Source organism: Acidovorax sp. 22279 (assembly GCF_052045435.1).
In the GTDB taxonomy this organism is placed as follows: Bacteria; Pseudomonadota; Gammaproteobacteria; order Burkholderiales; family Burkholderiaceae_C; genus Acidovorax; species Acidovorax delafieldii.
In genome coordinates this window covers 81,272-91,810 of record NZ_JBQEOV010000023.1, presented here as the reverse complement: position 1 = coordinate 91,810, position 10,539 = coordinate 81,272, and the positions used below count along the sequence as shown (strand labels likewise).

Here is a 10,539-nt window from a genome sequence, read left to right as displayed (position 1 = left end):
TGCCAAGAAGGCCGTAGCTGCGAAGAAGGCTGCACCCGCCAAGAAGGCAGCAGCACCGGCAAAGAAAGCCGCTCCCGCCAAGAAGGCCGCAGTAGCCAAGAAGGCCGCAGCACCTGCCAAGGCAGCCCCCGCAAAGAAAGCTGCCCCGGCCAAGAAGGCCCCCAAGGCGCCTGCCCCTGCGGCCGCTGCCCCTGCAGCACAAACCACGCTGAACCCTCAGGCAGCCTGGCCTTTCCCTACGGGCAACAAGCCCTGATCCTGGCGCGCCACGCGCTCAACCCGGTGCAAACGCACCGGGTTTTTTTTCGTCTGTATGCAGGTCTGGGCACTCCCAAGAGCTACCTGGCAAGCAAGCTGCGTTGTACAGCACTGGGCAGCGCAACGCAGACGACACTGGCTCGGAGGATTAACCCAACGGATCGAAATCCAGCGTGTAGTTCTGTGGGCCACGTTGCGCGATCTTGAGAGCGCCAACCCGGTTGCCCAGCTCCGCACAACGCACGAGGGACCAGCCCTTTTCCAGACCAAACAGCAGCGCGCCGCGCCAGGCATCGCCGCAACCCGTGGGGTCCACCACCGCTGCAGGCGCCACAGAGGGTACATGGGTTTTTTCACCATCCACCCAGACCTCGCAGCCCTCTGCGCCCAGCGTCACCACCAGTCCCTGCACCTTGCGGGAGATATCGGCCAAAGACCAGCCGGTGCGGTCGCAGAGCATCTTCCCCTCATAGTCATTGACGGTGACCCAGGTGGCCTGGTCGATGAACTGCGCTAACTCCTGCCCATTGAACATGGGCAAGCCCTGACCTGGATCGAACACAAACGGGATACCCGCCGCCACGAACTGGGCCGCATGCTCCAACATCGCGTCACGCCCGTCCGGCGCGATGATCCCCACGCTGACACTGTTGTCTGCACCAATTCGATTGGCATGGGCCTGCATCATGGCGCCAGGATGGAAAGCCGTGATCTGGTTGTTGTCACGGTCCGTCATGATCATCGCCTGCGCGGTGTAGGTGTCCTGCACCTGCCCGACGTGTCGGGCGCTGATACCCAGCGACTGCAGTCGCTGCAGATAATCAGCACCGTCACTGCCCAACATGGCCACGGGCAGCGGCTCCCCACCGAGCAGCTTGAGGCTGTAAGCAATGTTGCCAGCACACCCCCCGAAGTCGCGACGCAACGACGGGACAAGGAAGGACACATTCAGGATATGGAGCTGATCCGGCAGGATCTGCTCCGCAAAACGCCCCTCGAAAGTCATGATGGTGTCGAACGCCAGGGAACCACAAATGAGGGCAGCCATAGATAGTGAAACTCGGTAAGTTGTTGGGAGAAAAATCAGGGATAGAACGCAAGCAGCCGGTAGCCCGCCACGCGCGCACCGCCGGTGGTCACGAGCACCGACACCGAGGTGCCCCACTCACCTTTCGCGGGCAGCTCCGCTGGAGCCGCCATGTCGGTAGGCAGCAGAACCCGCCGCAATACGGCCTGATCCTGCGCATCGGTAAGGGTCAGCTCCACCGCAGGCATGGCCAGTGGAATGGTGGCGGTGCTCTTCATCGTCAGCGCTAGCTGGTAACTGTCACCCCGGGCTTTGTTGAAAGAAGAACTGTCGATGACCACCTCGGCAATCTGGCGCACAGGAGCAAGTTCGCAGCGCAAGGGCTCGCACAGTTTCACCAACCAGGGCCGGGTACGCACATCCAGGGCTGCAATGCGGTCACGCTCCTGCACCGCAATCTGCAAAGCCAGCCCCAGCAAGGAGACGATGAACCCCAGCCACAAAACCATCCGCACGACCGGCTTGCGCCAAAACGCCTTGCGGCGCGCAGCCACCACAAAGCTGACCTCGGGGTCTGACGCCTGGTTGTCGGCCTCATCGTCGTCGTCGTCAACAGCGGGTCTGGGGCGCGCCTGCAGGATGGCGGCATGCGAATCGTCCTTCACCAACTCCATCGCCGGAGCCTCTGGCGCAACCTCCTTCGACACAAAGTCCACAGAAGGCAACGCGGGCGCAAGCGGGGTGGGCACAGCAACGGGCGACGCAGGCTCAGATTTCTGAGCATCGCCTGAAAGTCCAGCACCGGTATCGGATGACGGAGCGAGAGCAACAGGCGCTACCGGAGGCTGTGCAAGCTCTGTTGAGTGACTCGCGCGCTCCTCTGTGGCCTCCACATCCATGGTTGCGTTCAGCGCTACCTCGGAATCGCGAAGTTCGGCAAACGGCAGTTCATAGCCTGCCAGGCTGGGGGGCGCAGGAACCGGTGGCACAGCTCCACCAAACAAACTGCCGCGTCCATCAGCGACATCCTGCGCCACGTCGGATGGCATCGTGACGGCGGAATGCTCTTGCCTGGCCACATGAACGGCAGGGGAGTGATCATCCAAGCGGAGCGCCGTGTCCGGTATCACCACCGGCTCTGGAGCATCAGCAGGCGCTGTGACGGATGGCGATGCCCCAGCCTCCGCCGCTGTCGCAGTCCGCGATGCACTGTGGGCTTTCCATGCAAACGGCGCGGCGACCGCCTCGCCCAAGACATCCGACGAGACTTCCGTGCGAGCCGCGGCAGTAAGAAAAGCAGGTACCGCAGGACTGGGAATATCGAGCACCGGAGCAGCAGGTAAATCACTGTCCATGCCATACGGAAATGCGTCCATGGCGGCGGTTGCGGCAACCTCGGTGGCGGAGGTTGAAGCACTGCGGATGGCGGGAGTGCCTGCCTTGTCCACATCCTGCGGGGCAGGCGGGGGAACGGTGGGCGACTTGCCTCCCCCCCAGGCTCCCAGTGCATCCGGCTTGCGCGCTATGGGCGCAGTGGGCGCGCGCAGGTCCGTGAGCGATACATCGGGCAGTAGCGCAGCCGGTGCCACAGGCAGCAAATGGGCCGAGGCATCGAATACCTCCTTGCATTGGCCGCAGCGCACCCATCCTTCAGAGATGCGCAATTGGTCCGCCACAACCTTGAAGGTGGTGGCGCAGGACGGGCAGCGGGTGATCTGGCTCATCAGCGATGGATTGTAGAGGCCGTGCCACGGCTGCCAGAACGGCGCCCGCGCACCTTCAACGGCGCGCAGTCATCAAGATCCAGCCGTCCTCGGCATCCGCCACTTCCAGCGGCAGCCAGGGCGCGTAGGCCTCCTTGAGCTCATCCGCCTGGCGCTCCAGAATGCCTGCCAAAACCAGATTCCCACCCACAGCCACATAACTGCACAGCAGTGGGGCCAATACACGCAACGGAGTGGCCAGGATATTGGCCAGCACGGTCTGGTATTCGCCTTGCGCCTTGTCGGGCAGGCCCGCTTTCAGCGTGACCTGATTGGCCTGGGCGTTTTGCACCGTGGACTCCACGGCAGCCGGGTCGATATCCACCGCATCAATGTCCGTGGCACCGAACTTGGCAGCACCGATGGCGAGGATGCCGGAGCCACATCCGTAGTCCAGCACCCGCCCCAGCAGGTTGCCCTGCTCAGGTTGCGTTGCGCCATGGCGCGCAATCCAGCGCAGGCACATGCGCGTGGTGGGGTGGGTGCCCGTGCCAAACGCCAAGCCGGGGTCCAGACGGATGCTCCGTACTGCCTGGGCGGGCAACTCATGCCAGGTAGGCACGATCCAGAAATCCGGGGTGATGTCCACCGGCGCAAATTGCGACTGCGTCAGCCGTACCCAGTCCTGCTCGGGCACCTGGGTGACACCCAGCACCTGGCAGCCCACAAAAAAGTCCTGCACCACCAGCAACTGCTGCGCTTCACGGGCCGCCACCTCGGAGGGGAACAAGGCCACCACGCGGCTGCGTTGCCAGCCATCCTTGGGCGGAGGCATGCCAGGCTCGCCAAACAGCGCCTGTTCAGCGTCGGTCTGGGCATCGGCGTCTTCTACCGACACGGACAGCGCGTCCAGCGCGTCCAGCGCATCGCTGACCGCTTCAATCCGGTCCTCGGGGCACATCAGACTCAGCTCAAACATAGGCGTCTCTCAGAAAAAGTGAAATGCTGGCACCCGTTGCCAGGAGCCAGCATGTGAATGACCTGCTGCGTGCCAGCTCAGCGTTTGTGCTGCGACAGCCACTCTTCCAGGTAGTGGATGTTGGTGCCGCCCGCCATGAACTTGGCGTCCACCATCAGCTCGCGGTGCAGCGGCACATTGGTGTTGATGCCTTCGATCACCGTCTCGGACAGGGCAGTGCGCATGCGGGCCAACGCCTGCTCGCGCGTGTCGCCGTGCACGATGATCTTGCCGATCATCGAGTCGTAGTTGGGTGGCACGAAGTAGTTGGTGTAAGCATGCGAGTCCACGCGCACGCCGGGGCCACCTGGTGGATGCCAGGTGGTAATGCGCCCGGGCGAAGGGATGAACTTGTACGGGTCTTCCGCGTTCACCCGGCACTCGATGGCGTGGCCACGGATTTCGATCTGGCGCTGGGTGAAAGGCAGCTTTTCGCCCGCCGCCACCATGATCTGCGTTTTCACGATGTCTACGCCAGTGATCCACTCAGTCACGGGGTGTTCCACCTGCACACGGGTGTTCATCTCGATAAAGTAGAACTCGCCGTTCTCATACAAGAACTCAAACGTGCCCGCGCCCCGGTAGCCGATCTTCTTGCAGGCAGCGACGCAACGCTCGCCGATCTTCTCGATCAGCTTGCGAGGAATGCCTGGAGCTGGCGCCTCTTCGATCACCTTCTGGTGGCGGCGCTGCATGGAGCAGTCGCGCTCGCCCAAATACACTGCATTGCGGTGCTTGTCGGCCAGGATCTGGATTTCGATGTGGCGTGGGTTCTGGAGGAACTTCTCCATGTACACCGCAGGATTGCCAAACGCGGCACCCGCCTCGGCCTTGGTCATCTGCACAGCATTGACCAGTGCGGCCTCGGTGTGGACCACACGCATGCCACGGCCACCGCCGCCGCCTGCGGCCTTGATGATCACCGGGTAGCCCACTGCCTTGGCGATGCGGCGGATCTGCACCGGATCGTCGGGCAACTCGCCCTCAGAACCCGGCACGCAGGGCACGCCTGCGCGGATCATGGCCTGCTTGGCGGACACCTTGTCGCCCATGATGCGGATCGACTCGGGCGTGGGGCCGATGAACTGAAAGCCACTCTTTTCCACGCGCTCGGCAAAGTCGGCGTTCTCTGACAGGAAGCCATAGCCGGGGTGAATGGCCTCGGCGTCGGTCACCTCGGCCGCCGAGATGATGGCGGGCATGTTGAGGTAGGACAGCGGCGAGGGCGCTGGGCCGATGCAAACGGCCTCTTCGGCCAGCTTGACATACTTGGCGTCGCGGTCGGCCTCGGAATAGACCATGACGGCCTTCACGCCCAGCTCATGGCAAGCGCGCTGGATACGGAGAGCAATCTCTCCGCGATTCGCAACAAGAATCTTCTTGAACATGAGCGCCTTATTCGATGACGAACAGCGGCTGTCCGTATTCCACGGCTTGGCCGTTCTCGCCCAAGATGCGGGTGACGGTGCCCGACTTGTCGGCTTCGATCTCGTTGAGGATCTTCATGGCCTCGATGATGCAGATGGTCTCGCCTTCCTTGACCTGGCTGCCCACTTCGACAAAAGCCTTGGCGCCAGGGCTGGACGAGCGGTAGAAGGTGCCCACCATGGGCGACTTGACGATGTGGCCGGTGGGTGCGGCGGCCGCAGGGGGCGCGGGCAATTCCGCCACAGGCGCGGCAGCAGGCGCAGCGGCAGGAGCTGCAACCGGGGCGGGCACATACTGCTGAACCACGGCACCACCGCTCTTGACGATGCGGACTTTGCCCTCAGCCTCGGTAATTTCGAGTTCGGACACGTTCGACTCGGACACGAGATCGATGAGGGTTTTGAGTTTTCGCAGATCCATGGAAGCTCCAACGGCTATAAAACTGAATAGGGCGCGAATTTACTCCAATTTCACCCTATCGCAGTCTTCCACACCCATTTTTCATGAACTTCGGCATGGGAATTGCCATCTCTCAGAGAGAAAGACGCACCCAGAAGGTCTGAAAGGCAGCTGCTTTTCGACGCGAACCCTCAGCCCATACCTGCCCAAAGCTGCAAGTCCTGGGTGGTCACTTGCCCCATTTTACGATGCAGCACCTTTCCCTCCCCACCAAGGACCACGGTGAAAGGCAGGCCTCCCGTCAGGTTGCCCAGCGACCGGCCCAGATCCGTGCCACCCAGTCCCGCCAGTCCCACAGGGAAATCCAGCGGGATACGCGTCAGAAACTTGCGTACCGCTGACGGCTGGTCAATGGCCAAACCCAGCACTTGCCAGCCTTTGGCAGATTGTTCGCGATAGAAGGCGTTGAGCATGGGCAACTCTTCCACACAAGGCGGGCACCAGGTGGCCCAGAAATTGAGTAGCAACGGCTTGCCTGCCAATGACTTCATGGCCAAGGTGCCACCGGCGGGAGTGTCAAATTCCAGCCCCCAGAGCGCCTGCTCGGCCCCTTGCTCCACGGCGTGGGGCTGAAACTTCCACCATGCCAGGCCCGCGCCCCCCAAAGCGGCGGCGCCTGCCACCCCGGCATACAAAAAGCGCCTACGAGCGGCGTTGGGCGCGACGTCGCCAGGAGTCACAGGTTCGGGGGATTCAGCAGGCTGGGTCATGGGGTCGTGTTTTCTTGAAGCAAGCGGCGCACTGCCGTGATGTCACCACGCGGGGTTCGGCCCTTGGTGTCGGGTCGGAGCGCACCCCGCAGGTCGTCAAGGTCGTAAATCAGCAGGTGCACGCCGATCATTTCGTTGAGTTCGGGCGATTTGCTGCCAAGACTCAATGCCTCCACCGATTCACCGTGGAAGCCAGTGACCGTGCGGGGTTCGTAGTCGACATGATGATCGATCAGAGCGATCTCTGCCGATTTGGGGTCATCGCAGAACAACTGCAGGTAAATATCCGACAGACGTGTGGCCGTTCCGTGCCACACCGCACCCGCCAGATGCGGCCGGAAAGCCGCCATGCGCTCCATCCACACCAGGGCCAGCTGGCGCAGTGCCCGCAGCTCGCGCGGCTGGGTGTCAGCACAGAAGAGCTGGATGTACTCGCGCACTGCTTCTTCCACCAAGTCGTTGTCTGGCAGCGGGGTACGGGCCGGCAAACCCATCTGCCGCAGCGCACGGCGCTTGGCGGGGCCCCATTCCAGCCCTTCTTCCACCACCAGGCGGGCCGTGGTGTGGGCGATTTCTTCGCTCAAAGGTGTGTGCATGGCAGACAGAGGCAACTAAGGACCCTGCATTGTGGCGCGAAGCGATGACAGCACGGGTGATGCCCCTCAGACACCCCTGGCAACCCCAACAACCGCCGCCCCGAAAGACTATTGTTTTGAGAGCAACTCAGGCAGATGGAACAGGCGCCAGCTGCCACTTTTGCTCTGAACAGTGCGCGGAACCCCGGCTTTAGAATCAGCGCCCATGCATATACACATACTGGGCATCTGCGGCACGTTCATGGGAGGCTTGGCGGCCCTTGCGCGCGAGGCGGGCCACAAAGTGACCGGCTGCGACGCCGGGGTCTATCCCCCCATGAGCGACCAGCTCCGCGCGTTGGGCATCGACCTGATCGAAGGCTTCGGCGCCGACCAGCTTGCGCTCCGGCCCGACATGTTTGTGGTGGGCAATGTCGTCAGCCGAGCACGGCTGGCCGATGGCTCCCCCAAGTTTCCGCTGATGGAAGCCATTCTGGACGCCGGACTACCCTACACCAGCGGACCCCAATGGCTGGCCGAGCACGTGTTGCAGGGCCGCCATGTGCTGGCCGTGGCTGGAACCCATGGCAAGACCACCACCACATCGATGCTGGCGTGGATTCTGGAGTCTTCCGGGCAGCAACCGGGCTTTCTGATCGGCGGGGTGCCGCTGAACTTTGGCGTGTCCGCACGCCTGGGCGCTGCACAGCGCCCCGCCCCCGCCGCCGCGCCGCTCGGGGCCGCGCCGCTGTTCGTGATCGAGGCCGACGAATACGACACCGCCTTTTTCGACAAACGCAGCAAGTTCGTGCACTACCGGCCCCGTACCGCTGTGTTGAACAATCTGGAGTTCGACCACGCGGACATTTTTGACGACCTGGCGGCCATCGAACGCCAGTTCCACCATCTGGTGCGCACCGTGCCGCCGTCGGGGCGCGTGGTGGTCAATGGGCTGGAAGAAAGCCTGGCACGTGTGCTGCGCACCGGCTGCTGGAGCGAAGTGACCAGCTTTGGTGCTGCAGTCAGCGACCTTCACGCGGTGGGTGACCCGCAGGCTTTTGATGTGGTGCACCAAGGGCAAACCGTCGCGCGTGTGGAATGGTCGCTGACCGGCGTGCACAACCAGCTCAATGCGTTGGCAGCCATGGCAGCGGCCCACCATGTGGGCGTGGCGCCCGAGCAGGCGGCAGCCGCGTTGGGCAGTTTTCAGAACGTCAAGCGGCGCATGGAGCTGCGCGGCACAGTGGGCGGCGTGGCCGTGTACGACGACTTTGCCCACCATCCCACCGCATTGCGTACCACCCTGGACGGCTTGCGCCGCACCCTGGGCCCGGGTGCCCGCATCCTCGCTGTGTTCGAGCCCCGCAGCAACACCATGAAACTGGGCGCGATGAAAAGCCAATTGCCCTGGGCCCTGGAGCCGGCCGACCTGGCCTTTTGCCACACAGCTGGGCTGGACTGGGATGCCGCGCAGGCTCTGGCACCACTGGGCGTCGGCCCCGGACAGCGCGCCCAGACGGCCCCGGACATCGATACGCTGGTGGCCCTGGTCACCCAGGCCGCGCGCCCGGGCGACCATGTGGTGTGCATGAGCAATGGCGGTTTTGGCGGCATCCACGCCAAACTGCTGCAAGCACTACAAAAATAATAGCTGCCAGTACATATTCCACTGGCGCTAGCAGCCGATTTCTAGCTAATGGTGGTCAAAATGTGACTGCCATGCCCGGCACGTCCACGCGCACGATAGGCTTGGCCAGCGCGGCACTGGAGGCGCGCGCAAAGTCGCGGGACCACACTGGGTCCTGCATCAGCGCCGCACCGGCTGCGCGTGCCACGGTCAGCACCTTGTCGGCCAGCAGCACCTTGCCGCTGGCGCGCAAGGGCTCGCAGTCCAGCGCGATGAACTGGTCGTCGAGCCAGCGCCGACCCGCCTCGTGGGCCATGGGCTCAGCACCCTCCAGATCAAAACGGTATTCCTGATTCGCGGCCAGTTTGACCGACACTTCGCTGTGCATGATGGATCGCCTTTCTGCGTTTTTTGCGGTGACTCGGGCCAGCAGCTGCACCTGGTGTGCAGCGATAGGCCCAAGTTTAGATCTTGCGATAGACCTGACGATCAGCGGGCGCGACGCGCCTTGATAGAGTCCGACAGCTCAGCCAGCGCCTGCAGCGAAGCGTCCCAGCCCAGGCAAGCGTCGGTGATGCTCTTGCCGTATTCGAGTGCCGAAGGATCGTCCTTGCCAGGCGTGAATTTCTGGGCGCCTGCCGTCAGGTGGCTTTCGATCATCAGGCCGAACACGCTGCGCGAACCGCCAGCCACCTGGGCTGCCACGTCACGGGCCACGTCCAGCTGCTTTTCGTGCTGCTTGCTGCTGTTGGCATGGCTACAGTCCACCATCAATGTGGCTGGCAGCTTGGCGGCTTCGAGGTCCTTGCAGGCGGCAGCCACACTGGCAGCGTCGTAGTTGGGCGTCTTGCCGCCGCGCAAAATCACATGGCAGTCCTTGTTGCCCTTGGTGTTCACGATGGCGACCTGGCCGTTCTTGTGCACCGACAGGAAGTGGTGGCCTCGGCTGGCCGACTGGATGGCGTCGGTGGCGATGCGGATGTTGCCGTCCGTGCCGTTCTTGAAGCCGATGGGAGCCGAGATGCCGGAGGCCAGCTCGCGGTGCACCTGGCTTTCGGTGGTGCGCGCGCCAATCGCGCCCCAGCTGATCAGGTCGCCGATGTACTGGGGCGAAATCACGTCCAGGAACTCGCTGCCCGCAGGCATGCCCAGGCGGTTGATCTCGATGAGCAGCTGGCGCGCAATGCGCAGGCCTTCGTCGATGCGGTAGCTCTCGTCGAGGTAGGGGTCATTGATGAGTCCCTTCCAGCCCACGGTGGTGCGTGGCTTTTCGAAGTACACGCGCATCACGATTTCGAGCGTGTCAGCGTACTGGGTGCGCACGGCCATCAGGCGGCGGGCGTACTCGACAGCGGCGGCGGGATCGTGGATAGAGCAAGGGCCAATCACCACCAGCAGGCGGTCGTCCTTGCCCGCCATGATGTTGTGAATGTTCTTGCGGGTCTGGGTGATCAGCGTCTCGACCGGCGTGCCGCCGATCGGGAAGAAGCGGATCAGATGCTCGGGAGGAGGCAACACGGTGATGTCCTTGATACGTTCGTCGTCGGTCTGGCTGGTTTTCTCGACGCTGCGGTACCAGGCATCGCTGGTGGGATTGGTTGTGGCCGTCATGGTTGCTTCCTCGTGGAGTCGGTTGGAGTGGATGGAAAAACGGGAGGGCTGAAAAACAAAAACCGCCGGGCTTTGCAGCGTCGGCGGTTGGTATGGGGAGGTTGTGTGTGCTTGCGCGTTTTC

At 63.1% G+C, this 10,539-nt stretch carries 10 protein-coding genes and 1 pseudogene; 2 read left to right on the top strand and 9 right to left on the bottom strand.

The features are described 5' to 3' along the window. Positions 1-256 (top strand): annotated as a pseudogene (locus tag ACTJKQ_RS23205) (histone); the annotation flags it as partial. Between the two features lie 150 nt (positions 257-406). On the opposite strand, the gene ACTJKQ_RS23200 reads toward ACTJKQ_RS23205, so the two are convergent. From ACTJKQ_RS23200 to ACTJKQ_RS23170, 7 genes are all read right to left on the bottom strand, one after another. Further along, entirely contained in the window at positions 407-1,306 is a 900-nt protein-coding gene (locus ACTJKQ_RS23200) for a carbohydrate kinase family protein (protein ID WP_146871658.1), read from the bottom strand. 35 nt (positions 1,307-1,341) lie between these two features. Further along, entirely contained in the window at positions 1,342-3,009 is a 1,668-nt protein-coding gene (locus ACTJKQ_RS23195; RefSeq protein ID WP_440598221.1) for a DUF3426 domain-containing protein, read from the bottom strand. A 55-nt stretch (positions 3,010-3,064) separates the two neighbouring features. Further along, positions 3,065-3,967, bottom strand: a complete 903-nt coding sequence (gene prmA / locus ACTJKQ_RS23190; protein WP_056066342.1) for a 50S ribosomal protein L11 methyltransferase — start codon at positions 3,965-3,967, stop codon at positions 3,065-3,067. A gap of 77 nt (positions 3,968-4,044) precedes the next feature. Beyond that, positions 4,045-5,394 (bottom strand): acetyl-CoA carboxylase biotin carboxylase subunit, encoded by a 1,350-nt coding sequence (accC, locus tag ACTJKQ_RS23185; protein ID WP_056066345.1) that lies wholly within the window; start codon positions 5,392-5,394, stop codon positions 4,045-4,047. A 7-nt stretch (positions 5,395-5,401) separates the two neighbouring features. Further along, complete coding sequence (gene accB / locus ACTJKQ_RS23180; RefSeq protein ID WP_056066347.1) at positions 5,402-5,854, bottom strand: acetyl-CoA carboxylase biotin carboxyl carrier protein; 453 nt, start codon at positions 5,852-5,854, stop codon at positions 5,402-5,404. 170 nt (positions 5,855-6,024) lie between these two features. Further along, a complete protein-coding gene (locus ACTJKQ_RS23175) occupies positions 6,025-6,603 on the bottom strand; it encodes a TlpA family protein disulfide reductase (RefSeq protein WP_056066350.1) in 579 nt (192 codons plus the stop codon). Further along, positions 6,600-7,199 carry a hypothetical protein gene (locus ACTJKQ_RS23170; protein WP_056066353.1) on the bottom strand — a complete coding sequence of 200 codons (600 nt, stop codon included), beginning with the start codon at positions 7,197-7,199 and terminating at the stop codon, positions 6,600-6,602. Before ACTJKQ_RS23170 ends, ACTJKQ_RS23175 begins: the two co-directional genes overlap by 4 nt. Before the next feature lie 205 nt (positions 7,200-7,404). Between ACTJKQ_RS23170 and mpl the strand changes: the two genes are divergently transcribed. Further along, positions 7,405-8,826, top strand: a complete 1,422-nt coding sequence (gene mpl / locus ACTJKQ_RS23165; protein WP_440598220.1) for a UDP-N-acetylmuramate:L-alanyl-gamma-D-glutamyl-meso-diaminopimelate ligase — start codon at positions 7,405-7,407, stop codon at positions 8,824-8,826. Positions 8,827-8,881: 55 nt separating this feature from the next. Here the strand turns inward: mpl and ACTJKQ_RS23160 are convergent, their stop codons facing one another. Together ACTJKQ_RS23160 and ACTJKQ_RS23155 are read right to left on the bottom strand one after the other, a co-directional pair. Then, on the bottom strand, positions 8,882-9,193 hold the full coding sequence (locus ACTJKQ_RS23160; RefSeq protein ID WP_060985133.1) for a hypothetical protein: 312 nt from the start codon (positions 9,191-9,193) through the stop codon (positions 8,882-8,884). 101 nt (positions 9,194-9,294) lie between these two features. Further along, positions 9,295-10,416, bottom strand: coding sequence for a 3-deoxy-7-phosphoheptulonate synthase (locus ACTJKQ_RS23155; protein WP_440598219.1), 1,122 nt, complete (start codon positions 10,414-10,416; stop codon positions 9,295-9,297). Positions 10,417-10,539 lie beyond the last annotated feature (123 nt).

Coding starts and splice junctions, on each gene's coding strand:
- ACTJKQ_RS23170 (WP_056066353.1), bottom strand. CDS start 7,199: ATGCACACACCTTTGAGCGAAGAAATCGCCCACACCACGGCCCGCCTG.
- prmA (WP_056066342.1), bottom strand. CDS start 3,967: ATGTTTGAGCTGAGTCTGATGTGCCCCGAGGACCGGATTGAAGCGGTC.
- mpl (WP_440598220.1), top strand. CDS start 7,405: ATGCATATACACATACTGGGCATCTGCGGCACGTTCATGGGAGGCTTG.
- ACTJKQ_RS23160 (WP_060985133.1), bottom strand. CDS start 9,193: ATGCACAGCGAAGTGTCGGTCAAACTGGCCGCGAATCAGGAATACCGT.
- ACTJKQ_RS23200 (WP_146871658.1), bottom strand. CDS start 1,306: ATGGCTGCCCTCATTTGTGGTTCCCTGGCGTTCGACACCATCATGACT.
- ACTJKQ_RS23175 (WP_056066350.1), bottom strand. CDS start 6,603: ATGACCCAGCCTGCTGAATCCCCCGAACCTGTGACTCCTGGCGACGTC.
- ACTJKQ_RS23155 (WP_440598219.1), bottom strand. CDS start 10,416: ATGACGGCCACAACCAATCCCACCAGCGATGCCTGGTACCGCAGCGTC.
- accC (WP_056066345.1), bottom strand. CDS start 5,394: ATGTTCAAGAAGATTCTTGTTGCGAATCGCGGAGAGATTGCTCTCCGT.
- accB (WP_056066347.1), bottom strand. CDS start 5,854: ATGGATCTGCGAAAACTCAAAACCCTCATCGATCTCGTGTCCGAGTCG.
- ACTJKQ_RS23195 (WP_440598221.1), bottom strand. CDS start 3,009: ATGAGCCAGATCACCCGCTGCCCGTCCTGCGCCACCACCTTCAAGGTT.